General features: G+C 72.7%; 18 protein-coding genes and 2 pseudogenes. 9 read left to right on the plus strand and 11 right to left on the minus strand.

Annotated elements, in window-relative coordinates; translation table 11 throughout:
* The first annotated feature begins 71 nt into the window (after positions 1–71).
* A complete protein-coding gene (locus ACZ53N_RS22125; protein ID WP_469142545.1) occupies positions 72–1,928 on the plus strand; it encodes a hypothetical protein in 1,857 nt (618 codons plus the stop codon).
* A 107-nt stretch (positions 1,929–2,035) separates the two neighbouring features.
* Positions 2,036–3,541 carry a hypothetical protein gene (locus tag ACZ53N_RS22130; protein WP_469142546.1) on the plus strand — a complete coding sequence of 502 codons (1,506 nt, stop codon included), beginning with the start codon at positions 2,036–2,038 and terminating at the stop codon, positions 3,539–3,541.
* Positions 3,542–3,580: 39 nt separating this feature from the next.
* Here ACZ53N_RS22130 and ACZ53N_RS22135 read toward each other — a convergent pair whose 3' ends face one another.
* Positions 3,581–4,438, minus strand: a complete 858-nt coding sequence (locus tag ACZ53N_RS22135; protein WP_469142547.1) for a putative protein N(5)-glutamine methyltransferase — start codon at positions 4,436–4,438, stop codon at positions 3,581–3,583.
* A gap of 216 nt (positions 4,439–4,654) precedes the next feature.
* On the opposite strand from ACZ53N_RS22135, the gene ACZ53N_RS22140 reads away from it, so the two are divergent.
* The 3 genes from ACZ53N_RS22140 (at position 4,655) to ACZ53N_RS22150 (ending at position 6,109) form a co-directional block, all read left to right on the plus strand.
* Positions 4,655–5,233 (plus strand): hypothetical protein, encoded by a 579-nt coding sequence (locus ACZ53N_RS22140; protein WP_469142548.1) that lies wholly within the window; start codon positions 4,655–4,657, stop codon positions 5,231–5,233.
* A gap of 86 nt (positions 5,234–5,319) precedes the next feature.
* The gene (locus tag ACZ53N_RS22145) at positions 5,320–5,754 is read left to right on the plus strand and encodes an SRPBCC family protein (RefSeq protein WP_469142549.1); all 435 of its coding nucleotides are present in this window, start codon (positions 5,320–5,322) and stop codon (positions 5,752–5,754) included.
* Between the two features lie 103 nt (positions 5,755–5,857).
* Positions 5,858–6,109, plus strand: coding sequence for a WhiB family transcriptional regulator (locus ACZ53N_RS22150; protein WP_469142550.1), 252 nt, complete (start codon positions 5,858–5,860; stop codon positions 6,107–6,109).
* Between the two features lie 95 nt (positions 6,110–6,204).
* Here the strand turns inward: ACZ53N_RS22150 and ACZ53N_RS22155 are convergent, their stop codons facing one another.
* Entirely contained in the window at positions 6,205–6,369 is a 165-nt protein-coding gene (locus tag ACZ53N_RS22155) for a CsbD family protein (RefSeq protein ID WP_469142551.1), read from the minus strand.
* A gap of 665 nt (positions 6,370–7,034) precedes the next feature.
* Here ACZ53N_RS22155 and ACZ53N_RS22160 point away from each other — a divergent pair.
* Positions 7,035–7,556, plus strand: coding sequence for a DUF6328 family protein (locus tag ACZ53N_RS22160; protein WP_469142552.1), 522 nt, complete (start codon positions 7,035–7,037; stop codon positions 7,554–7,556).
* A 168-nt stretch (positions 7,557–7,724) separates the two neighbouring features.
* The gene (locus ACZ53N_RS22165) at positions 7,725–8,267 is read left to right on the plus strand and encodes a type 1 glutamine amidotransferase domain-containing protein (RefSeq protein WP_469142553.1); all 543 of its coding nucleotides are present in this window, start codon (positions 7,725–7,727) and stop codon (positions 8,265–8,267) included.
* Between the two features lie 48 nt (positions 8,268–8,315).
* On the opposite strand, the gene ACZ53N_RS22170 is transcribed toward ACZ53N_RS22165, so the two are convergent.
* Complete coding sequence (locus ACZ53N_RS22170; protein ID WP_469142554.1) at positions 8,316–9,221, minus strand: hypothetical protein; 906 nt, start codon at positions 9,219–9,221, stop codon at positions 8,316–8,318.
* 442 nt (positions 9,222–9,663) lie between these two features.
* On the opposite strand from ACZ53N_RS22170, the gene ACZ53N_RS22175 reads away from it, so the two are divergent.
* The gene (locus ACZ53N_RS22175; RefSeq protein ID WP_469142555.1) at positions 9,664–11,103 is read left to right on the plus strand and encodes a Gfo/Idh/MocA family protein; all 1,440 of its coding nucleotides are present in this window, start codon (positions 9,664–9,666) and stop codon (positions 11,101–11,103) included.
* A gap of 56 nt (positions 11,104–11,159) precedes the next feature.
* Here ACZ53N_RS22175 and ACZ53N_RS22180 read toward each other — a convergent pair whose 3' ends face one another.
* From ACZ53N_RS22180 to ACZ53N_RS22190, 3 genes and pseudogenes are all read right to left on the minus strand, one after another.
* Positions 11,160–13,403, minus strand: a complete 2,244-nt coding sequence (locus tag ACZ53N_RS22180) for a HelD family protein (protein WP_469142556.1) — start codon at positions 13,401–13,403, stop codon at positions 11,160–11,162.
* Positions 13,404–13,559: 156 nt separating this feature from the next.
* Positions 13,560–13,883, minus strand: a pseudogene (locus ACZ53N_RS22185) (GNAT family N-acetyltransferase); the annotation flags it as partial.
* 9 nt (positions 13,884–13,892) lie between these two features.
* Positions 13,893–14,774: pseudogene (locus ACZ53N_RS22190) on the minus strand (molybdopterin cofactor-binding domain-containing protein); the annotation flags it as partial.
* Between the two features lie 311 nt (positions 14,775–15,085).
* On the opposite strand from ACZ53N_RS22190, the gene ACZ53N_RS22195 reads away from it, so the two are divergent.
* Entirely contained in the window at positions 15,086–15,733 is a 648-nt protein-coding gene (locus tag ACZ53N_RS22195) for a CatB-related O-acetyltransferase (RefSeq protein ID WP_469142557.1), read from the plus strand.
* Between the two features lie 23 nt (positions 15,734–15,756).
* Here ACZ53N_RS22195 and ACZ53N_RS22200 read toward each other — a convergent pair whose 3' ends face one another.
* The 5 genes from ACZ53N_RS22200 to ACZ53N_RS22220 form a co-directional block, all read right to left on the minus strand.
* The gene (locus tag ACZ53N_RS22200; RefSeq protein ID WP_469142558.1) at positions 15,757–16,335 is read right to left on the minus strand and encodes a TetR/AcrR family transcriptional regulator; all 579 of its coding nucleotides are present in this window, start codon (positions 16,333–16,335) and stop codon (positions 15,757–15,759) included.
* Positions 16,336–16,421: 86 nt separating this feature from the next.
* The gene (locus tag ACZ53N_RS22205; RefSeq protein ID WP_469142559.1) at positions 16,422–18,236 is read right to left on the minus strand and encodes an MFS transporter; all 1,815 of its coding nucleotides are present in this window, start codon (positions 18,234–18,236) and stop codon (positions 16,422–16,424) included.
* Positions 18,233–20,782 (minus strand): nitrite reductase large subunit NirB, encoded by a 2,550-nt coding sequence (gene nirB, locus ACZ53N_RS22210; protein ID WP_469142598.1) that lies wholly within the window; start codon positions 20,780–20,782, stop codon positions 18,233–18,235. Before nirB ends, ACZ53N_RS22205 begins: the two co-directional genes overlap by 4 nt.
* A gap of 56 nt (positions 20,783–20,838) precedes the next feature.
* Complete coding sequence (locus ACZ53N_RS22215) at positions 20,839–22,053, minus strand: NAD(P)/FAD-dependent oxidoreductase (protein ID WP_469142560.1); 1,215 nt, start codon at positions 22,051–22,053, stop codon at positions 20,839–20,841.
* A complete protein-coding gene (locus ACZ53N_RS22220; protein WP_469142599.1) occupies positions 22,050–24,158 on the minus strand; it encodes a molybdopterin oxidoreductase family protein in 2,109 nt (702 codons plus the stop codon). The genes ACZ53N_RS22215 and ACZ53N_RS22220 overlap by 4 nt, the downstream gene beginning before the upstream one ends.
* Between the last annotated feature and the right edge of the window lie 183 nt (positions 24,159–24,341).

The following is a 24,341-nucleotide window of genomic DNA, read 5'->3' on the forward strand; positions in this document are numbered from 1 at the left end:
GTGAATGCGGGAATACATCCTTTAATAGGGACCCTATGTTCTCTCCGCGTTCCTTGATCACTTACCCGCGCATGGCGCGCCATGCCTCCGCCCTGAGCGTGGGGCTGCCGCCCGACGAGGCCGTCGTCGTCGACGCCCCGGACGCGCCGCTGCGCACCGCCTTCGCCGCGGCCGCCTCCGGCGACTTCGGTGCGGCCCGTGAACTCCTCGCCACCACACGGCTCGACATGCAGTGGGAACGCCGCGACGCCTGCGTCTCGGACCTGGCCTCCTTCGCGCTGCACAACCCCGGCTGGCTGGACGCCTGGCTGTCCGCGGCGCCCGAGGACCCGGACGCCATGCTGGTCAAGGCGGACCTGTGCATCCGGCAGGCGTGGGAGATCCGCAGCTCGGCACGGGCCGACGAGGTGAGCGAGGACCGGTTTCGCGGCTTCTTCGCGCTGTTGGAGGACGCCGTCCCGGTGATCGGGGCGGCCATCGAGCTCAACCCCGCCGACCCGGTCCCCTGGCGCATCGCGCTCACGCATGCCCGGGGCTGCCAGGCGCCCCGTGAGATCTTCGACAGCTACTGGAAGGAGGCCACCGCCCGCTCCCCCCATCACTTCGGCTGTCACTCGACGGCCCTGCAGTATCTGTGCGACAAGTGGTACGGCTCGCACGAGGAGATGTTCGCCTTCGCGGAGCGCGCCGCCGACGAGGCGCTGCCCCTGTCCAAGCTGCAGTCGCTGCCGCTCCAGGCGGCCGTCGAGTACGTCGTCGTGGCCTCCGCCGTCGCGGACGGGCCGATCGACCCGGCCCGGATCGATGCCGCGATCCAGCGCGCCCTCGACATGGTCGCGCACTACGAGGCGGGCGACCCGGAGGTCGCCGACGTACGCAACCATCTCGCCCTGATGCTGGCCAACGCCGGCCGCTGGGCCGAGTCGCTGGAACAGTTCCGGGCCATCGGCGTGCACGCCACCGAGTTCCCCTGGGCCTATGTGGGGGACCCGCGCCAGGAGTTCCTGGAATACCGCACCGGAGTGCGGATGCAGGTCGCGGGGACCACCCCGTTCTTCGGCCGGCCCCCGCTGCCGACCCCGGCGGCCGTCCCCGCGCCGGCCGGTGCGACGGCGACCGGCGATCCGTATCCGGCGGCGGCGCACTGCTCCCTCGCCGTCGTCGCCGCGACCCTCGACACGGTCGCCGAGGCGAGCCCCACCACCGGGCCGCCCCTGCGCATGGCCACGGCCGCCAACGGCTGGCACACACTGGTCGAGATAGCGCTCCACCCCGACCCCGCGCGCCGCGGCTCGCTGCACACCCGGGACCGGCTCGTCACCGCGGCGGGCACCTTCACCACCCGGGAGCGGTGGCCCGCCCTGATACTCCACCGGTCGGGCGACCGGCACGGCTTCACCCTGGTGCACCAGGGCAAATCACTGGCCGAGCACCAGTGGGATCCGGCCGCCCCCGTACCCGGCCTCGACGAGGTGACGGCCACGGCCCAGGCGCTGGCCACCGCGTACGACATCGCCGACATCCGTCCGCTCATCGCCCTGCTGCGCGGCTCCGACGACGCCCCGCGCCGGCAGGCGGATCTCGCCGCGGCGCTGCGCATGCCGCCCCTGCCCGCGGCGTTCGGGACCCGCGCCGAGGCTCTCACCGAGCTGCCCGACGCCCGCATCCTCACCCGCCCCGGAGCGATGGGCGACTGGGAGAAGGCCACCGCCGCCGACGGACAGGCACCCCACCGGGTCTACACCGTGCGCAAGCCCTGGCACTGGTGGACGCTGCGTCTGCTCTTCCTGCCGCTCTGTATCACGATGGCGGTCCGGGGCTGGATGTCGGACGACGTGATGTTCCTCCGGCCGTTGCTCGCGTCCGTCTCCGCTCTCTACTTCGGCGGCCAGTTGGTCGGCGCCTGGCGGCGCCGCCCGCGCGACTGAGCCCTGCCGCCCGGCCGGTGTTCATCCGGCCGAGCGCGCGCAGGTAAAGGTGCAGGTGCAGGGCGACGGTGGATGCGACGAGTTCGGCGAGAGCGGAGAGACATCACGTGAACAAGCCTGACGAGCCGGCCCGGAAGGCGGTCGACGCCGCCCGCCGGGAAAGCGCGGTGGCGCTGGAGAGCGTTCTCGACCCCGGGGACGCCGAGCACTGGATCGCACTCGACCTCGGAATACGGCGGCTGTCCTCGTCCTGGCCCTGGTCGGACGCGCTGCCCTCCATGGCGTGGGTACGGGCCGGCGAGCCGCCCGCGAACGAACCGTCGCTCGCCGTGGCCCTGTGCCACCCCGACGGTCGGATACGACAGGCCGCCCTGGTGCGCGGCGCGGCCGTCCCGGCGTTGCTGCCGCTCGTCGCCGTGCGCTGCGCGGACTGGGCCGTCCCGGTCCGCGCGCAGGCCCGGGAGTTGCTGCGCTCGGCACTGGCCGGCCCGGATCCGACGACCCTGGCCACCGTGACCGCCATCGTGCTGCGCACGGCACGGCGCCGGCACGGTGAGTGGGCCCGGGAGCTGGTCGTGGAGACCCTGCGGCGGGCCGACGACGAGCTCACCGACGCCTTGCTGGGCACCCGGGACCGGGCCACCCGCCGCCTCGCGCACCGGATCGCGATCGACCGGGAACGCTTCTCCCCCGCCCGTCTCGCCCACCTCGCGGCCACCGACGACGACGTGGTCGTCCAGGACTTGTGCGCCGACGCCGCTCTTGCCCGCGCCGGGGACGGTCGGCATGACGAGATCCTCCGGCCGTTGCTGGGCTCCCGCCACTCGCGTGTGCGTGCGGCGGGGGTGACGGCGCTGGGCCGGACCGGACGCGCCGAGGAGGCCACGGTCTTCCTCGCCGACCGCTCTGGCGTCGTCCGCGCCTGCGCGCGGTGGGTTCTGCGCCAACACGGCCAGGACCCGCTGCCGCACTACCGGAAGGCGTGCGCCGGCCCGGCCGGGGCCGTCTCTCCGGGGGCCGTCGCCGGGCTGGGCGAGTGCGGCAACCGGGCGGATGCCGACGGGCTGCGCCCCCTGCTCGCGCATCCGAGCGGCCCGGTGCGGGCCCGCGCGGTCGGCGCGCTGCGCACGCTGGGCGCGGCGGACCCCACGTGGCTGCGCCTGCTGTTGGATGACCCGTCGGCGTCCGTCGTGCGCGAGGCGTCCGTCGCGCTCATGCCGTACGCCGCGGAGCTCCCCGAGGCGTGGCTGTGGGAGCGTCTGGCCGTCGACCGGTCCCGGCATGTGCGGACGGCTGCCTACCGTCTGCTGTCGGAGCACCGCAGCCTGGTCCGGTTGCGCTGTCTCCTGAGCCTGCTGGACGACCCGGAGCCGGGGCTGCGCGTCCGGGCCCGGGCCGCCGTGCCACGGTGGTGCCCCGCCGACGCGGCGTCGGCGTACGCGGCCCTCTCCCCCGTCGAGCGCACGCGCCTGAACGTACTGATCGACCGGGCCGAACCCGTCCTGGGCGGCCGGACGGTGGAACTGCTGCGCTGGTATCTGAGGGCAGACAGCGGGGACGGTGCCGCTCAACCGGCTGTGGTTCAGGAGGGCTTGGCCGCCCCGCCCCGATGACCGGGCGGCCGGGGCGCGGGGCGGTGGCGCCCGCGGGTGCTACCGGCCGTGCCGCTCCCCCGTGGACGCGGCGGCGGGCTTGGTTCCGATGACGACGGTGGCGTTCAGGTCGTCGCAGGTGACCACGCGCGGGACCAGCCCGCCGGCAGCGAAGGCCTCGACGGTCCTCGGTGCCTGACGCTCGCTCGTCTCGACCAGCAGGTGGCCGCCCGGCGCCAGCCACAGCGGCGCCGCGGCGGTCACCCGCCGCTGGACCTCCAGCCCGTCCGCGCCGCCGTCGAGCGACACCAGGGGCTCGTACAGACGGGCCTCCGGGGGCAGCAGTCCGATGGCCTCGGTCGGTACGTAGGGCGCGTTGGCGACGAGGAGGTCGACGCGGCCCCGCAGGGTGGTGGGCAGCGGTTCGTAGAGGTCGCCCTCGTAGACCCGGCCACCGGCCGCGGCGAGGTTGCCGCGGGCGCAGCGCACCGCGGCGGGGTCTATGTCGGCGGCGTGCAACTCGATCCGGTCCAGGGCCGCGCCGAGCGCGGCGCCCACCGCGCCCGAGCCGCAGCACAGGTCGAGGACGACGGGTGCGGTCCGCGCGGCGGTGGCCATGGTCTGCCGGGCGAGGGCGACGGCCTGGCCGACGAGGAACTCGGTGCGGCGGCGGGGGACGAAGACTCCGGGGCCGACGGCTATGCGCAACCCGTGGAACTCCGCCCAGCCGAGGACGTGTTCGAGGGGAAGTCCGGCGATCCGGCGGTCCACCATGGCGGCGAGGTCGGCGGGGGTACGTGCCGTGGAGAGGAGCAGTTCCGCCTCGTCCTCGGCGAAGACACAGCCGACGGCCCGGAGCCTGGTGACGAGGACGGATCGGGAGAGGGAAGAAGAGAGCGATGACGGGGAAACCGACATGGGAAGCCTTTCGGGGTACCGAAGGGCGCTCTCCCGGTCACTGCGACAAGTGAACCGTACAGCCGTGAGATGAGAGCACCCAGCCTGCTACAGCGGTAATGGGGCTCACCTCCTCGGTCGTTTCCGTACTGGTGTTGGTCACACTACATGATCCACACCTGGGGCCACGTGGAAGGAGGGACGCACGCAGGAGGAGGGACGGGGGATGATCAGGGCGTGCGGACAGTGACAGCAGACTGCGACGGGCGGCCGTTCTCCGGGCTCGCGGTGACGGTTTCGGCGCTGATGGTCGAGATGGCGTTCGCGGCCGCCGCGCTGTGGTCCTGGGGGGTGACCCATCCCGGCCCCGAGGACGAAAGCGGAGCCTTGGCCGTCGTGGCCCTGCCGTTCCTCCTCCCGGTCGTGGCCGGCGTGGCCCTGGTCCTGGCGCTGACGTTGGTGATGCCCACCGTCGCGCTGGCGCGCCGGGCCGGCGTGTGGTGGGGCGGAGCGGGAGCCTGGTGGTGGATACCGGCCGGGGCCTCGGCGGTCTCGGCGGCCGGGGTCGCCGTGGTGGGTGTGGGGGCCGGGGTCCGCGGGGGCGTGGCGGCTCCCCCTGTCTACCTCTGGTGGTGGCTCGCGGTGACGTCCCTGATCATCCCCGCGGGGCTGCTGGCGCGACTCGCCCGGCGCCGCTCCGCCGAGGGACGGCCGGTGCGGGCGCGCACGGTGCTGTTCGGTGGTTGCGCGGGCGTGGTGGCCTTCTTCATGGCGCTGCTGACCGTCGCGATCGGGGTGGAGTCCGTCTTCGGCTGACGCGGCCACCCCACGGCGGTTCTTCCGGGCCCGCTCCGGCCATGACGGGCCCGGGGCGCCGAGGCACCGCCGCCTACGATGCCGTCATGGCCCCGTTCCTGATCGAACGCCCGTCACGGCTGCCCGTCGATGCCGCGTGGCAACGGCTCACCCGCTGGGAGGACCACGCGGCGCATGTCCCGCTCACCCGGATCGTCGTGCTGACGCCGCATCCGCCCGGTGTGGGGACGAGGTTCGTGGCCCGCACGGGAGTCGGGCGCGTTTCCTTCGACGACTCCATGGACGTCGTCCGCTGGCAGCCCCCCTCCGCCACCGCCCCCGGCCGCTGCCGGCTGGAGAAGCGAGGTTCGGTGGTCACCGGCTGGGCCGAGCTGGAAGTACGCGCGCACGGTGCGGGGTCGTGGGCCGTCTGGGAGGAGGACCTCCGTGTCCGCGGGCTGCCGCGGCTGTTCGACCCGCTGATCACCTGGACCGGCCGACTGGTCTTCGGCAGGGTGGTGAGCCGTCTGCTGGACGGCTGACGCGCGGAAGTCCCGGCCCGGCGCCGGGATCAGGAATACGCCGTCTTTTCCCGGCAACGCGAAGAGAGACAGCCGATCCGATCGCGACAGAGGGAGTTGCCACGTGAACTGGCGACAAGACGCCGCCTGCCGGGAAGAGGACCCCGACCTGTTCTTCCCCGTCGGCACCACGGGCCCCGCCGTCACGCAGACCGAGGACGCCAAGTCCGTGTGCCGACGCTGCCCCGTCATGGAAGAGTGCCTGCGCTGGGCCATGAACTCCGGTCAGGAATACGGGGTATGGGGTGCGACGAGCGAGGCGGACCGACAGGCCATCCGCAAGGGGCGAAGGCAGTATGCCACCAGTGCGGGCTAGGCAGTGGCTGCCGATGATCGGCGACGGCCGCCGACCCTGAGGTCACCTCACCCTGAGGTCGGCGGCCGTGGAAGCCGTCGCCGGAACCGGAGGTGTCAGCGCTCGAACTTCTTCTTGGCGTCCGACACCGTTTCGTGGGCCTTGCCCTGCACCTTCTCGGCACGCCCCTCGGCTTCCATCCGCTTGTCGTCGGTGGCGCGGCCGGCGGTCTCCTTCAGCTTGCCCTTGACCTGCTTGGCCTTGCCCTTTGCCTTGCTCATGGTCCGGTCTCCTGTCTGTCGGAAGGCGGCTGCCTTCAAAACCCACCCTGTGGGCGGCCTTCGAGGTCCGCAACCGCACTCGGCCTGACGTGTTTGTGTTTCCTTGTTCCCCCTGTCGTCGCCGTCATTGCCGGGAATTCCGAGTGGTTCCCCGAGGGCGGACGGCCGGGTCCGTGCGGGACCGAGCCGTCGGCGATCCGATCGGCGAGTGCCGACAGGAAATCGCGAGGGTGGGACGGGAGTTGGCCGGGGGCCCGTACGGTGGCGACCACCGGGAACGACAGGCCGGGGCCGGTTCGGCCCCGTGCTCGGTCCGCAGCCGTGCGTGGCGCAAGCCTTGCAGTGCCGCGACACCCGTCTCCACCCCGGCCTCGGGAGCGATCGCGGACGCCGTCTCCGCTGTCGAATCCGTCGGTGGCGGCCCCGCCCCGACGTGGGGTACCGGACGGCGCAACGAAGCCGGTCGGCGGGCAGCCGACCGGGTGACGGCTTCTCTCCCCCGCGTGGGGAGCGGCCCGGGCGGAGAGGATCCCCCCACCTTTCCACTCGCCGCTCCCCCTCCGCCCGGACCACCCCGGAGAGCGATCCGGCGCAAGCTGAGAGGAGCGCCAAACATCGCGGCGCGGCGGCGGGACGGTGGCGAGAGGACAGGAAGGAGGGGCCGTATGGCGGTGACCGGAGGGCAGGACGACAGGACCGGGCCGGGCGAGGAGCGGCACAGCGGGCGCGACGAGTCGGCCGACGAACGGGCGGACCGGCTCTGGAGCGAGCTGCTCCAGGAGGTCCGCGTCACGCAGACGGGCGTGCAGATCCTCTTCGGTTTCCTGCTGACCGTGGTCTTCACGCCCCGGTTCGCCACCCTGGACGACACCGATCGCGTCATCTACGTGGTCACGGTCGTCCTGGGCGCGGCCACCACCGGCGCGCTCGTCGGCCCTGTCTCGTTCCACCGGATCCTGAGCGGACGCCGGATGAAGCCGCAGACCGTCGCCTGGGCCGCGCGGCTGACCATGGTCGGGATCGTGCTGCTCCTGGCCACCGTCGCCTCGGCGCTGCTGTTGATCCTGCGGATCGCGCTGGACAACGCGGCCGTGCCGTGGCTGGTCGCGGGGGTGGTCGCCTGGTTGCTGCTGTGCTGGTTCGGACTGCCCGGCTGGGCCCTGCACCGCCACAAGCCGAGGGAGTAGCCCGGGCGCGTCGTTCGAGGGGATTCGGGGCGGGCGGGGGTTTTACCGGCCGCCGTCCGGTCACCCGTACCGGCGTGGGGCGGGACCGCGTGACCCGTGCGGCCGCGCCGCCCCGTCGCCACCGGTCAGAACCACTTCTCCGACAATGAGAGGACCATGATGAGCAGCATGCGGATCGCGTTCCTGGTGGCACCGGAAGGTGTCGAACAGATCGAGCTCACCGACCCCTGGCAGGCGGTGCTCGACAGGGGCGGCACCCCCCGGCTGGTCTCCACGAAGTCCGGCCGGATCCAGGCGTTCCACCATCTGGACAAGGGTGACACCTTCGCCGTGGACGCGGAGCTGGATCACACCGGCGTCGACGACTACGACGCGTTGGTCCTGCCCGGAGGCGTCGCCAACCCCGACGCCCTGCGGATGGACGAGCGGGCTGTGGCCTTCGTGAAGGGGTTCTTCGACGCGGGCAAACCCGTCGCGGCCATCTGCCACGCCGCTTGGACCCTGGTGGAGGCCGACGTCGTGCGGGGCCGGACCCTCACCTCGTGGCCGAGTCTGCGCACCGATGTCCGCAATGCCGGGGGCACCTGGGTCGACGAGCAGGTCGCGGTCTGCGCGAGCGGCCCCAATACGCTCGTCACCAGCCGCAAGCCCGGCGATCTGGAGGCCTTCTGCGCTGCCTTCACCGGCGAGTTCGAGAAGGCCGCGGCGTGAGCGGAGGTCATCGGGGGTGGAGAACCACCCCCGATGACCTCCCTTCCCTCAACGCAGGTGAACGATCTTGTACATGCCCACGAAGGCGTGGGGCAGACCGCTGTGCTCATCGGGAACGAAGCATGTCAGCGCGTAGGTGCCCGGCTTCAGCCCGTGGATGCGCAAAAGCGCCTTGTGACCGGGCGAGATACCACCGAAGCCCACGGGCTGACCGGTGAACGGCGACTTCGCCTTCTTGCCCTGCGCCATCGCGTCGAAGTACTTGCGGAGCCCGCGGTCGGTGGTACCGGCGACGACCCGCTGGATCTGGGCCTCGTGGACCTCGGACGAAGCGTTGCGGATCAGGATGGGCTTGTGGGAGGAGACCAGACCCTCGGTACCAAAACGCGGTCCCGCGTCGGTGTCCCGGAAGGTCACGGTGCTGTGCGGTGACCTCGTCAGGGCCTTGTGGTGCCCGTCGTGCGAACCGTACAGCTTGAGGGACTTCACCACCGGCTTGGTGGGATGGGCCAGGAACGCCGTGAAGTCGATCAGGTAGACCGTGCCGTCCGGGATCGACGTGACGAATTCCTCGTGCACCTTCCGGGTGACGAAGGCTCCGCCCACGGCCTCGGCGTCGGCCTCGAACGCCCGCATTCCGGCCGCCGCCTTGGACGGGGTCTGACTGACCGCGTCGGCCAGGTCGCGGAGCACGCGGCGGATGGGTACGCCCTTGTGCGGGCGCACGACCTGGAGCTGACGGCCGTCCTTGGCGTCGGTCGAGACCCGGAAGGCGACACGGCCGCCTTCGTGGTGGTGCGGTGCCTTGATTCCGGAGGCGTTGACGGTGACGTCGACCGGGGACGTCCCGTGCCGTTGTGCGGTGGCACCGCTCGCTCCGCCCACGGTGGTGGCGAAGGTGAGGGCGGCGACGGCCGCCGTCCTCACCCCGCGTCTGAGCAGTTGGCTGCGCATAGAGATCCTTCCTTCGATGATCCCCTCCCCGTGACAACACATCACCGGTCACGGACTCGGTGAAGCCGATGCCGACCGGATTCGAACCAATCGGGCTACGAGCCGGGGTTACGCCGCGCGCGGGGCGGGGCCGGGGGCGACGAGAGTCGGGCCGCCCGGACCGGGGGCAGAGGGTCGCGACCGTGCCGATCGCCGGTGCGGGGGCAGGACGGCCACCGACCGCCGACGATGGCGCCATGCACGGCAGGCCGCCGCCGGGCGTCGCAGGCTCCGGCGCCCGGCCCCTCTGACGCACCACTGTTCGACTGCTGCTGGGCTGCTGGACTGCTCGACGAACCGGCACGTAGCCCCCCGGGCCTCTTGCGCTGCATCCGCCTCAACCGTCAAGGTCCTTACCGACGTTCACGCACGTGCAGCTCATCATCAGCTCCCAGGAGGACCGATGCACGAGCCAGCCCCGCAGCACCACCACGAGGACCCCGAGGTCAGCCGCCGCTCCGTGCTGAGGTCCGCGGGCGCCGCCGGCGCCGGACTCGGCGTGGGCCTCGGCGGACTCGGCGCGGCGAGCGCCGCGGCAGCCCCCCAGGTCCCCGGCGCCCCGGTGCGGCAGGCGGCCGACGAGCCGGCCTGGCCGGCCCGCCAGGGCAAGACCATGATCGGCACACCGTTCGAGCGACGTGGCACCGTCCGGGTCGGGATCATCGGCCTGGGCAATCGCGGCGATGCCATGACCGACCTCTTCCTCGCCGTCCCCGGTGTCACGGTCAACGCGCTGTGCGACCCGGTCAGAGCGAAGGCGGAGAAGGTCGCCGCCAAGGTCACGGCCGCGGGCCGGCCGGCTCCCGCCCTCTACACCAAGGGCGAGGACGACTACGAACAGCTCTGCGCGCGTGGTGATCTGGACTTCGTCTACGTCGCGACGCCCTGGGAATGGCACTTCCCGATGGCCGAAGCGGCCTTGCTGAACGGCAAGCACGTCGGCGTCGAGTGTCCGCTCGCCATGGAGCTCGGCCAGCTGTGGCGGTTGGTGGACCTCTCGGAGCGCACCCGTCGGCACTGCATACAGATGGAGAACTGCTGTTACGGCAGAAACGAGATGCGGGTCCTGCGCATGGCGCACGCGGGTCTCTTCGGTGACCTTCTGCACGGCGCGGGCGCGTACATCCACGATCTGCGCGGCCTGATGTTCTCGCCGACGTACTACGAGAGCCCGTGGCGGCGGCTCTGGCACACCCGGCTCAAGGGTGACCTCTACCCCAACCACGGGTTCGGGCCGGTCGCCAACTACATGGACGTCAACCGCGGGGACCGAGCGGTGCGGATCACGACGTTCGGCTCCCCCGCCCTGGGGCTGGCCGCCTATCGCGCGGAACACATGCCGCCGGGCGATCCCAGCTGGAAGGAGAGCTATGTCCAGAGCGACATGTCGATCAGTCTCGTCCAGACGGCGAAGGGCCGGGTGATCCGGCTGGAGCACGCGGTCTCCAATCCGCATCCCTACAGCCGTCTGAACATTCTGGGCGGCACGAAGGGGGTCTTCGAGGACTACCCGCCGAGGATCTACCTCGAGCCGGAGATGTCCGATGACACGTGGGGCGATTTCAAGAAGTACGAGAAGTGGGACCACTGGCTGTGGAAGGAGCACGCCAATCCGCCCGGCGGGCACGGCGGCATGGACTACATCATGGTCTTCCGGCTGATGCAGTGCATGCTCCTGGGCCTGGTGCCCGACTTCGACGTGTACGACGGGGCCACCTGGACCGCTCCCGTGCCGCTCAGCCATGCCTCGATCAAGGCACAGGGCGCGCCGCAGGCCATCCCCGACTTCACACGGGGGCTGTGGCGGCAGGCCCGCCCGGGGATGGACTCGGCAAAGCCGTAGGGCTCGGCTCCTCTCCTTCTCGGTGCGGGGACGCGGCGCGTCCCCGCACCGAGCGGTCACCGGCCGGACACAGCGGCGGTGTCACCGGCTCCCAGCGTCTCCAGCCCCGCGGGCAGCGCCCCCGTGTGGACCACGCCCAGCCGCTGCGTCGCCCGGGTGAGCGCGACATACAGGTCGCTCACCCCGAACTCCCCCGGTTCCGCCACGATCACCGTGTCGAACTCCAGGCCCTTGGCCTGCCTCGGGTCGAGCAGCACCACCGGGCTGGTCAGATCCGGGGAAGCGCCGGCGGAGGCAGCCGGGATGGCCGCGGCCAGGGCGTCGTGGTGGCCGCGCGGGGCGATCACCGCGAGGCGGCCTTCCGGGCGCGTCTCCCGGGCCACGGCCTCGGCGACCGCGCCGGGCAGGTCGCCGGTGTGCCGCGCCCAGGGTCGTACGCCCGTGGAACGGATCGAGCGCGGCGGCTCGAACGCGGTGTCCACGGACCGGATCACGTCCGCGGCGATCTCCATGATCTCCGTCGGCGTCCGGTAGTTGACGCCCAGCTTGATGTGTTCCCAGCGGCCCTCGACGTACGGCGCGAGGATCGGCTCCCACGCACCGCAGCCACCCGGTTCGGCGGTCTGCGCCGGGTCGCCGACCAGGGTCATCGAGCGGGTCGGACAGCGGCGCATGAGCAGCCGCCACGCCATCGCGGACAGCTCCTGCGCCTCGTCCACGATGATGTGGCCGAACGCCCAGGTGCGGTCGGCGGCGGCGCGTTCGGCGGCGCTGCGGTGGTCGGCCTCCTCGTGCCGGTCCGCGAGCCGTTCCGCGTCGACCAGGTCGTGCGCGGCCAGCACCTCCGAGTCCTCGTCCTCACGGTCCTCGAACTCCTGGGTGCGGGAGCCGTAGCTGAGGTCGAGGACGCCCTGCGCGTAGGCGATGCGCTCCTGGCGCTCGGCCTCGGCGGCCGCACGGGCCGCCGCGTCGTCCTCGCCGAGGAGTTCGGCTGCCTCGTCGAGCAGCGGGACGTCCGCGGGGGTCCAGTCGCCGCCGGTGCGGCGGATGGCCCGCGCGTCGGCTTCCGGCAGGTGGACGGGGTCGGCGAGGAAGTCGGCGACCAGTTGCTCCGGTGTGAGGGCGGGCCACAGCTCCTCGATGGCGGAGCGCACGTGGGGACTGACGGCGATGGCCTTGCCGAGCTGGGCGATGTCGTCGGGGCCGAGGAAGTTCGGGCCGCCGTAGGGGTCGGCGCCGAGCCGGTCCGCCAGTTGTGCGGTCAGCGCGTCGATGACGCGGAACGCGAAGTAGGGGCGGGCGAGGTTGTGCGGCAGCCGGGTCTCGCGGGCCCGGCGCCGGGCCTCGTCGGCGATCTCGGCGTCCAGCAGCAGTTCGCCGTCCTCGTGCTCGATCACGGTGACGGGGTCGGGCAGCGTCTGCCGGTCCCGCACGAACCGCGCCAGCGCGTCCGCCATCGCGGCACCGCCCTTGACGGCGGCGGCCCGGGCGGTGTCGGCTCCGGTGGCGGTCACGCCGGGGAAGAGCTCGCCCGGCGTGGCGAGCAGGACGCCGGTCTCCCCGAGGGAGGGCAGCACCTCCGAGATATAGCCGAGGAAGGCGGGGTTGGGCCCGACGATCAGCACGGCCCGGCGGGCCAGCTGCTCCCGGTGGGCATAGAGCAGGAAGGCGGCCCGGTGCAGGGCCACGACGGTCTTCCCGGTGCCGGGGCCGCCCTCCACGACGAGGACGCCGTGGTGCGGGGCGCGGATGATGCGGTCCTGCTCGGCCTGGATGGTCTGCACGATGTCATGCATCCGGCCGGTGCGGGAGGCGTCCAGCGCCGCGAGCAGGACGGCGTCCGCGTCGGTTCCCTCATGGCCGGTGCGCAGGGTGTCGGCGAGGTCCAGGATCTCGTCGTGCAGAGCGGTGACCCGGTGGCCTTCGGTGGTGATGTGACGCCTGCGGCTCAGCCCCATGGGGGTGTGCCCGGTGGCGAGATAGAAGGGGCGGGCGACCTCCGCCCGCCAGTCGATGACCAGCGGGGTGCGGTCGGCGTCGTCACGCCGGATACCGATCCGGCCGATGTGGTGATCGCGTCCGTCCCGGAACACCAGCCGACCGAAGCACAGCCCGTTCTCCCCGGCATTGAAGGCGGCGAGCAGCCCGGACTGCTCGGCGACCAGTACATCCCGCTCCAGCCGCGCCTGGAGGCCGTTCCCCGCCGGAGCCAGGGCGTCCTCCACCGACGCCTCGGCGGCTGCCCGCAGTTCGGCCAGGCGGCCGTGGAGCAGATCGATGAATTCCTGCTCGTGTGCCAATTTCTCGTTTGACAATTCTGCTCCCACCCGGATATCATGGCCTCATAACGCTTCTCCATGCCATGAGTTCATCTGGGCATGGAATTCTCCAATATACGCAGAGAAATGCCCCGGCCGTCAATACGGTCCGGGGCATTTTCTTTTCCGCGACGGAACTCACCGCCCCGTGGCAGCACCCTGCTCGCCGGTCGTGGAGACCCAGAAGCGCAGCTTCTGCCGTCGCCGGTCCTCGTAGACGCCGCCGCAGGCCTCGATCACCTTGCGGGAGGCGACGTTGTCCGGATCGCAGGTGATCAGTGCCCGGTCGATGCCGAGGTCGCGGGCGATGGGGAGTGCGGCGCGCAGCATCGCCGTCGCGTGGCCGCGACGGCGGGCGGAGGGGCGGATGTCGTAGCCGATGTGGCCGCCCCATTCCAGGAGTGGCGGGGTGAGGACATGGCGGATCGCCAGGCGGCCCAGGTAGGTGTCGCCGGCGACGTACGACTTGTCCCGCCCGCCGAAGCCGCCGCCGCTGTCGGTCGTGGTCAGCCGGATGGACTTCACCGCCGGGTTGCCGGCGCCGAGGAGTCTGCGCAGATCGGGCACGTCGCCGTGCGGGGACTGGGTGCCGAGGAGCAGGTGCAGGTCCTGGGTCGTACGGTCCAGCCAGCCGAGTCCGGCTTCGGGCTCCAGGAATGCCGGGTCGGTCTGCTGGGTGAAGGTCGTCGTGACGAGCTGGGTTTCCGTGGGGTCGGTCGGTTCGGCTGCGAGGGCCCTGAACAGCTCGTCCGCCTCGGGGTCCGGCTCGTCGTCACGGATGAAGGCCGTGCCGTCGAAGGTGACCCGTCCCCGGTTCCAGTGGGAGTAGCCCTGGGGAACGGTGGTGTCGAGGAGGAAGTGCGCTTGCCGCTGGGCACCGGTGGCCCGCAGGTGCGTCCACTCCTCCAGCTCCTGCGCGGTCGTGGGGGTGGGGCCGGTCGCCTGAGGCGGTCCGTACACCAAGGGGCCGGCGTCCTCGCGCAGTTCCTGTGCCGCGCGGCGGAACCGCACGAAGTCGCCGTAGAGGGCGATGGCGACGGGTTGCCCGAGGTAGTCGGCCACTTCTCCCTCGGGGAGCAGGGCCTGGACGGACTCGGCCGAGATCTGGTTGCGGTAGGGCGGGGAGGTGAGGTCCTGGGCCCGTACGAGCTGGTCGGGTCGCAGCTCGGCGGGGAGCAGGTCGAGGTCGAGGCGGAGGTAGGGCCGGTCGACGTGGCTGCTGCGCAGCAGCAGGGCGTGGGCGCAGTCGGCGGGCCATCCCTCGGCGGCGAGGTCGCGCGGGCGGTAGTCGCTCGCGAAGACCTTCGCGCCGGTGACCTTGCGCAGTCGGGCGTCGGCCGGGGTCTCAGCCATGGCGGCCCGCCGAGGCGGCACCGTGCGGCGCGGCGCCGGGGTGTCCCGGCGCCCGAAGATCGTCGTCCATGATCCGACCTCGCCCCGCGGCCCGTGAACGGCCGCGGCGGCATGGGAGACATTACGGTCGGCTCCACTTCAACACAGCCGGTCACACCCGGCAACGCGGGCCGGGCAGCCGAGGTCCCGCGGAAGAGCGCCCGTGGGCGGCCCGGTGGAATCGGCCGAATACCGCTGCCGGCACGGCGGGAACGCGTGGAACGGGCGCGGCATCATGGAGGTCACCCACCACGACCCGGAAGTGATGCACCGTGCGCCGCGTTCCCGCCGATCCCACCGCGCTCCACCCCTTTCCCGACCAGCCGCGCGTCGTCCAGTTGAAGCCGCTGGTGACCTCCGCGCTGATCGAGGCCGGGGAGTACTCCTACTACGACGACCCGGACGAGCCGACCGCGTTCGAGAGCCGCAACGTGCTCTACCACTACGGGCCGGAGAAGCTCGTCATCGGGAAGTTCTGCGCGCTGGGCACCGGGGTGCGGTTCATCATGAACGGCGCCAACCACCGGATGGACGGCCCCTCGACGTTTCCCTTCCCCGTCATGGGCGGTTCCTGGGCCGAGCACTTCGATCTGCTGAGCGGGCTGCCCGGCCGGGGGGACACCGTGGTCGGCAACGATGTGTGGTTCGGCTACGGCGTCATGGTGATGCCCGGCGTCCGCATCGGACACGGCGCGATCGTCGCCTCCGGCTCGGTCGTCGTCGACGACGTTCCCGACTACGGCATCGTGGGCGGCAATCCGGCCAAGCTCATCCGCACCCGGTTCGGCGAGGCCGACATCGCCCGTCTGCTCGCCCTGGCGTGGTGGGACTGGCCCGCCGAGCACATCACCGAGCACGTGCCCACCCTCATGTCCGGCAGCGTCGACGACCTCGAAGCCGCCGCACCGGCCGGGCGGTAACGCCTCGGGCCGCCGCCGTGACGTCAGGCGTCGGGGGCACCGTCGCGGGAGCGGAGACCGGCCAGGAGGACGTCGTGTGCCCGGCGGCGTTGCCGGGCGGAGGCGGCCGAGTCGGCCATGCGCATGAACGCGGCGATGTCCTCCACGGTCGCGTCGGCGCGCAACAGCCCCTCGCGTCGGGCGCGTTCGACGGCGGGGCCGATCAGCTCGACGGTGGCGCACCGCCCGTGCTCGGCCGCCCGCGCGCTGGTGCGGCACAGGGTGTCGAACAGCGCGAGGTCCTCCTCGTGCGCGACACAGCCCCGGGTGAAGACGGCCCGGAAGGCCGTCCAGCCGTCGGTGATGCCGACGGCCTGCTCGGCGGCGTCGCGGGCGCCTTCGGACAGTTCGTCGAGCAGCGCGTCGACCAGGTCGTCCTTCGTCGGGAAGTGCCGGTAGAAGGTGGTGGCGCCGACGCCCGCCCGGCGGGCGATGCCGTCGATGCCGGCGTCCGGGCCCTGTTCCCCGAACGCCTCGCGGGCGGCATCGAGCAGCCGTCGCCGGTTGCGGGCCTGGTCCTTGCGGGTCCCGCGCACGGTGGTGGCCTGCGGCGCGTCGGCCATGGTCCCTCCCTCACGAAGAAGCGGCGGCCACACTACCGTTTCTCCTTCCCCGGGGCTTCTTCGAGGAAGAGGAATCGGCCCCGGGGTCAGACTCCGCTCAGCCGGTGCGGTGACGGGCGCAGGTACACGGTCCAGGTCAGGGCCGAGCAGACGGCGTAGAAGGCGAGGAAGGCGACGTAGGCCGCGTCGCCGTTGTGTGCGGTGAGGAAGCTCTGCCGGAAGGCGACGTTGACGAGCACGCCCCCGAAGGCGCCGATCGCCCCCGCGAGGCCGATCAGGGCGGTGGCGTGGCGTTGAGCGGTGGCCTCGGCCGCGGCGGGATCGGTACCGCCGGTCAGGGTCCGGTGGCGGGCCTTGGCGCGGTGGAGCGCGGGGATCATGCGATAGGTGGAGCCGTTGCCGATGCCGCTGAGGACGAACAGCGCGGCGAACGCGGCGAGGAAGAGGGCCGGGAGATGGAGCCGGGAGGCGGTGAGGATCAGGGCGGCGCCGACGGCCATGGCGGCGAAGGTCACCAGGGTCACCCGCGCACCACCGTGGCGGTCGGCCCACGCACCGCCGAAGGGCCGGGCGAGCGAACCGAGCAGCGGGCCCAGCACCGTCAGGCACGCGACCTTGACCGGGGTGTCGAGCTGGTGGTGGAACTGCGCCTGGAGGACCAGTCCGAAGGCGAAGCTGAAGCCGATGAACGATCCGAACGTGCCCAGGTACAGCAGTGACATCACCCAGGTGTGACGGTCCCGGGTGATCTCGCGCAGGGCGGGTCCGGTCTCCCGCGTGGTGGGCACGTTGTCCATGCGGAGGAAGGCCACGACGGCGGTCAGGGCGATCAGCGGGAGGTAGATCAGGGGCAGCAGGCGCGGGTGCGCGGCACCGGCGGTGGCGAGGATCAGCAGGCCGACGAGCTGCACGGCGGGGACGCCGAGGTTGCCGCCGCCCGCGTTGATGCCGAGGGCCCGGCCCTTGAGCCGCTGCGGGTAGAAGGCGTTGATGTTGGCCATGGAGGAGGCGAAGTTGCCGCCGCCGACGCCGGCCACGGCGGCGGCGACGAGCAGCGTGGAGTAGGAGACGCCGGGTTCGAGGACGACGGCGACGAACGCGGTGGGGATCAGAAGCAGCAGGGCGCTGACGACGGTCCAGTTCCGGCCGCCGAAGCGGCCGACCGCGGCGGTGTAGGGCAGGCGCAGCGCCGCGCCGACGGCTGTGGGAACGGCGGTGAGGGTGAACTTCCCGGCGGCGTCGATGCCGTACTCCGGGCCGAGGAAGAGCACGAGGACCGACCACATGCTCCAGATCGAGAAACCGATGTGTTCGGTGAGGACCGACAGCCAGAGGTTGCGCCGGGCGATGCGGGCGCCGACGCGTTCCCAGAACGCGGGGTCCTCGGGGCGCCATTCGGTGAGGGTGCGGGCCCGTGCAGGTGCGGGCCGTGCGGACCGGGGCGGTGGCGGCGGGGTGGCCGGCGCGGTGGTGCGTACGGGCCAGGTGCGCAGGGCGGCGGGGGCGCCGTCGGGGGTGCTCTCCTCGTCGAGGCAGTCGCCGGTGCGCAGGTCGAATGCCTGCTTGTACATGGGCGAGGTCACCACGGGGGTACCGGCGCGGCTGCCGGTGACACCGCGGGAGATGACGTACGCGCCGCTGAAGGGGTCGCGGTTGGCGAGGGCGTGGAGCGCTCCGCCGGCGTCGCGGAAGAGGGCGACCTGTTCGCCGCCGACGAGCGCGGTGACGCCCCGGCCGGGGGTGAGGTCGCCGTAGCGGCACACGCTGGTCCAGGTGTCGCCGTCGCCGATCTCGACGAGCGCGTCCGGGGCGGGAGCCGTGCCCGCCACTTCGTTCGGTGGGGGTGGTGGAAGCGCGGGCTGCTCGGTGAGGGCCGTGGGGGCGTGAGCGGTGTCGGTCATGAGGTACGCACCTTCAGGGCGGGGCCGGCGATCAGGGGCGTGGACGGGGCCGTGCCGTCCGCGTCGCCGGGGCGGGCGGGTCGGATCTGGGCGCGTTCGGGGACGAAGCGCACGGCGGGGTCGGGGGTGCCGGGGGCGTTGACGAAGGAGGCGAAGCGGCGCAGGCGTTCGGGGTCGTCCAGGGTCGCGGCCCATTCGTCCTGGTAGGTGCCGACGTGGCGGTCCATCAGCGCGTCGAGTTCGGCGCAGATGCCCAGCGCGTCGTCGAGGATCACGGCGCGCAGGTGGTCGAGGCCGCCTTCGAGTCGCTCGATCCAGGGGGCGGTGCGCTCGAGCCGGTCGGCGGTGCGGATGTAGAACATCAGGAACCGGTCGATGGTGCGGATGAGCGTGGTGCGGTCGACGTCCTGGACCAGCAGGTCGGCGTGGCGGGGTGTCATGCCGCCGTTGCCGCCGACGTAGAGGTTCCAGCCGGTGGAAGTGGCGATGACACCGAAGTCCTTGCTCTGTGCCTCGGCGCACTCGCGGGCGCAGCCGGAGACCGCGGACTTGAGTTTGTGCGGGGCACGCAGGCCCCGGTAGCGCAGTTCGAGGTCGATGGCGAGGGCGACGGAGTCCTGTACGCCGTAGCGGCACCAGGTCTGACCGACGCACGACTTCACGGTGCGCAGGGCCTTGCCGTAGGCGTGGCCGGACTCGAATCCGGCGTCCACCAGGCGGCGCCAGATCGGGGGCAGCTGGTCGACGGTCGCGCCGAACATGTCGATGCGCTGGCCGCCGGTGATTTTGGTGTAGAGGCCGAAGTCGCGGGCGATCTCCCCGATGGTGATGAGCCCGTCGGGGGTGATCTCGCCGCCGGGGACGCGGGGGACGACGGAGTAGGAGCCGTTGCGCTGGAGGTTGGCGAGGAAGTGGTCGTTGGTGTCCTGGAGAGCGGCCTGTTCGCCGTCGAGGATGTAGGGGGTGTCCCCGAGGGTCGCCAGGATGGAGGCGACGGTGGGTTTGCAGACGGCGCAGCCCTGGCCGCTGCCGTGCTCGGCGAGGAGCCGGGTGAAGGTGGTGATGCCCTTGACCCGGATGATCTCGTACAGCTCGGCGCGGGTGTGGCTGAAGTGTTCGCACAGGCCCCGGGCCGTCTCGGTGCCGGTGGCGGCGAGTTCGTCGGTGACGAGGGTGGTGAGGGCCTTCTCGCAGCTGCCGCAGCCGGTGCCGGCCTTGGTGCACTTCTTGACGGCGGCGACCGTGGCGCAGCCGCCTTCGCCGACCGCGGCGCGGATCGTGCCCTTGCTGACGTTGTGACAGGAGCAGATGACCGCGTCGTCGGGGAGGGCCGCGGCCCCCACCGGGCCGCCCGCGGGTCCGGCCGAGTCGGGCAGCAGGAGCTGTTCGGGCGGTACGGGCAGGGGGGCGCGGCTCCCGGCGAGCGGTCGGAGGGTAGCGTAGGAGTCTGCGTCCCCGACGAGGATGCCGCCGAGCAGGCTGCCGTCGGGGCCGATGACGAGTTTCTTGTAGACGCCGGCCCGGCTGTCGGCGTAGAGGACGTCCAGTGCGCCTTCGGTGGTGCCGTGGGCGTCGCCGAAGCTGGCGACGTCGACGCCGAGGAGTTTGAGTTTGGTGGAGGTGTCGGCGCCGGTGAACTCGTCCTCCCCGCCGTCCAGTCGGCGGGCCGCGGTCTCGGCCATGGCGTAGCCGGGGGCCACGAGTCCGTAGACCCGGCCGTCGGCGGCGAGGGCGCATTCGCCGATGGCGTGGACGCGGGGGTCGGCGGTGCGGCAGCCGGTGTCGACGATGATGCCGCCGCGCTCTCCGACGGGCAGTCCGCAGTCGCGGGCGAGCTGGTCCCTGGGCCGTACGCCCGCGGAGAAGACGACGAGGTCCGCGTCGAGGACGGTGCCGTCGGAGAGGGCCAGGGCGCGGACCTTGCCGTCGGCGCCCGAGTCGATCCGTTCGGCGCCGGCTCCGGTGTGGACGGACACGCCCAGCTCTTCGATCTTGCGGCGCAGGGCGGCGCCTCCGGCGTCGTCGATCTGGAGGGCCATCAGGCGGGGGGCGAATTCGACGACGTGCGTCCGCAGGCCGAGGGCGCGCAGGGCTCCGGCGGCCTCCAGGCCGAGGAGTCCGCCGCCGACGACGACTCCGGTGCGCGCGCCGGCGGCGCGGGCGCGGATGGCTGCGACGTCCTCGATGGTGCGGTAGACGTGGCAGCCGTCGGCGTCGTGGCCGGGTACGGGCGGCACGAAGGGGTAGGAGCCGGTGGCCAGGACCAGGGCGTCGTAGCCGATCCGGGCCCCGGACGCGGTGGTGACGGTGCGCCCCTCGCGGTCGATGGCGGTGGCGGGCTCCCCCAGGCGCAGGTCGATGCCGTGGGTGTCGAGGAAGCCGGGCGGGGTGAGGGCCAGGTCCTCGGCGCGGGTGCCGTTGAAGGTGGCGGTGAGGTGCACGCGGTCGTAGGCGGGCCGGGGTTCCTCGGCCAGTACGGTGACGCGCCACCGGCGGTCCGCGCCCTCCTTCTCGTACAGCGCTTCCAGGAAGCGCTGGCCGACCATGCCGTGGCCGACCAGGACGAGGTGGCGGCGGGTGTCGGTGGCATCGGACGGTCGCGTCACGAGCGGGCTCCTTCGTGGATCAGGTACAGGGGGTCGGCGGGGAGGTCCTCGTCGCGTTGCCATACGGCGAGCAGGTCGCCGAGGGTGGTGAGGTCGCCGAGCAGGACGGCGCCCGCCAGCCGGTCGCCGCGTCGGACGAGCTTCTTGTGGGTGCCGCGGGTGGCGTCGGCGAGGCGCAGTACCTCGTGGCCGCCCTGGTGTTCGGCGGCCGGATCGCCGAAGGCGGCCAGGTGCAGGGGGCCCGCCGTCAGCCGGGTCGGGGGGCGGGTGCCGGTGTAGCGGGCGTGCGGGTCGGCGCCCGAGAGGAGGGCGGCCAGGGTGTCCGCCTGCCGCCAGGCGGGATCCGCCAGACCGTGGACGACGCCCCGGTGTTCGGCGCAGTCGCCGAGGGCGTGGATGTCGGGGGCGGAGGTCGCCAGGCGGTCGTCGACGACGATCCCTTGGCGCACGGCGAGCCCGGCGGCCCGGGCCAGGTGGGTGCGGGGGCGGACTCCGCAGGTCAGGAGCACGAGGTCGGTGGGCAGGTGGGAGCCGTCGGCCAGTTCGACGGCGGCCGGGCGGCCGGTGCCGTGCAGGGCGCGGGCCTCCTCGCCCACGTGGGTGCCGATGCCGAGGCCGGTCAGCTGATGACGCAGTGCCGCCGCCGACTCGGCGTCGAGGTGCCGGTCCATCAGGTGGGATTCGCGGTGGACGATCTCGACGTGCGGACCGAGGGAGGCGAGCGCCCGGGCGGCGCTGACGCCCAGCACTCCCCCGCCGATGACGACGGCCCGGGTGGCCCGGGCGGCGGCCGCAGCGAGGCGCCGGCAGTCGGTGAGCGTGCGCAGGAGGTGCACGCCGTCGAGGAGGGCGCCGTCCGGTGTGCGCGAGCCCGCCAGGGACGGCCGCACGGGGCTCGCCCCGGTGGCCAGGACCAGGGTGTCGTAGGCGGTGTGCTCCCCGTCCGCGAGGACGAGCTTGTGCGCGTCCGTGTCGAGGGCGACGACCTCGGTGCCGGTACGGACCGTGGTGCCCGGTCCGTAGGGGAGATCGACGTCGGCGTACCGGCCGGTGAGGACCTCCGTGAGCAGGGTCCGGTTGTAGGGGGCGTCGGGTTCGGCTCCGTAGAGCGTCAGCTCGATGTCCTCGGGGGCGCTGTGGGCCCGGAGTTGCCGGGCGAAGCGGGCGGCGGCCATGCCGGCGCCGACGACCGCGATGCGGTGGGGGCTCATGACTGCTCTCCGGTCGTCGCTATCTCCACCCGGACGGCGCACACCTTGAATTCAGGCATTTTCGATACCGGGTCGAGTGCGGGGTTGGTGAGGGTGTTGGCGCGGCCCGCGCCGGGCCAGTGGAAGGGCATGAAGACGGTGTCGGGGCGGATGGTGTCGGTGATGCGGGCGGGGGCCAGGGCCCGGCCGCGGCGGCTGGTGACGGCCAGCAGTTGGCCGTCGGTGACCCCGAGGCGCGTGGCGAGGCGGGGGTGGAGTTCGACGAACGGGCCGGGCGCGGCCGCGTTGAGTTCGGGCACGCGCCGGGTCTGCGCCCCGCTCTGGTACTGGGCGGTGACCCGACCGGTGGTCAGGTGCAGCGGGTAGTGGGCGTCGGGCTCCTCGGCGGCCGGCCGGTGGGAGACGGCGGCGAAGCGGGCCCGGCCGTCGGGGGTGGCGAAGCGGTCGAGGAAGAGGCGCGGGGTGCCCGGGTGGGTGGGCCGGGGGCAGGGCCAGAAGACGCCGTCCTCGGCCCGGATCCGGCGGTAGCTGATGCCCGCGTAGTCGGCGGGGCCGCCCGCGGAGGCGCGCCGCAGCTCCTCGAACACCTCTTGCGGGTCGTCGGGGAAGCCCTGGGGGACGCCGAGGCGCGCGGCGAGTCCGCGCAGCACTTCGAGGTCGGTGCGTACGCCGTCGGGCGGGGTGACGGCGGCCTGTCGCAGGATGACCCGGCCCTCCAGGTTGGTGGTGGTGCCGGTCTCCTCGGCCCACTGCGCCACGGGCAGGACCACATCGGCCAGCGCCGCGGTCTCCGAGAGCACGACATCGCTGACGGCGAGGAAGTCCAGTGCCGCGAGGCGTTCGGTGATGTGGGACGCGCGCGGGGCGGACACCACCGGGTTGGAGCCCGCCACCAGCAGGGCCCTGACGCCGCCGGGGGTGCCGAGGCGGTCCAGCAGCTCGTACGCGCTCACCCCGGGGCCCGGCAGCGTGCCGGGGTCCACGCCCCACACCTTCGCGACGTGGGCGCGTGCCGCGGGGTCGGTGAGGGAGCGGTAGCCGGGCAGCTGGTCGGCCTTCTGGCCGTGTTCGCGCCCGCCCTGGCCGTTGCCCTGGCCGGTCAGACAGCCGTAGCCGCTGCCCGGGCGGCCGGCCTTGCCGGTGGCCAGGCACAGGTTGATCCACGCGCCGACGGTGTCGGTGCCCTTGCTGTGCTGCTCGGCGCCCCGGGCGGTGAGGACCATGGCGGTGGGGGCGTCGGCGAACCGGCGGACCACCTCGCGCATCAGCGGCACCGGTACCCCGGTGAGCTGTTCGACCCGCTCGGGCCAGTGCGCCATGGCCGCCGCCCGGGCCTGTTCGTAGCCGGTGGTGCGGTCGGCGATGAACTCCTCGTCCAGGTGGCCGTCGGCGATGGCGAGATGCAGCAGTCCCAGGGCGAGCGCGAGGTCGGTGCCCGGCACCGGGCGCAGGTGTGTGTCGGCCTGTTCGGCGGTGCGGGTGCGGCGCGGGTCGACGACGATGAGATGGCCGCCGTTGCGGCGCAGTTCGGTGAAGTACCGCAGCAGGGGCGGCATGGTCTCGGCGGGGTTGGCGCCGACCAGGATGACGCACCCGGCTGTGGCGATGTCCTCGACCGGGAAGGGCAGCCCCCGGTCGATGCCGAACGCGGCCCGGTGGGCCGCGGCGGCGGACGACATGCAGAAGCGGCCGTTGTAGTCGATGTGCGGGGTGCGCAGCACGACGCGTGCGAACTTGCCCAGCAGATAGGCCTTCTCGTTGGTCAGTCCGCCGCCGCCGAAGACGCCGGTGGCCTCACGCCCATAGCGGGTGGCGGTCTCCTCGAGCCCGGCCGCGACCCGGTGCAGGGCCTCGTCCCACGACGCCCGCACGAGGGTGCCGGTGGCGGGGTCGCGGACGAGCGGGGCCGTCAGCCGCACGGCGGGGTCCAGGACGGCGGCGGCGGTGCGGCCCTTGCCGCACAGCGCGCCCCGGTTGACGGGGAAGCCGGGACGCTCGACGACCTCCACGGGTGGCACGCCGGGGCCGGCGCCGGGGGGAGGGCGTCGCAGCCCCATGCCGCACTGCAGTGCGCAGTACGGGCAGTGCGTGTCGGTCGTCGTCATGCCGACCAGGTTCGCCCCCGGCCGTTTCACGGCGGCGTCCGCGATGTTGCGCGCGGGGTACGGGCTCCTCATACGCCCCGGGTGGCTCGGTGATGACCACGACATGTGCCGTAACAAAGCAGCCCCGGGATCTCACCCGGGTGTGACGGCGGGGCAATCCGGCGGAAACACCGGGCGCGCAGC

This window comes from Streptomyces sp. NPDC033229 (genome assembly GCF_055576875.1).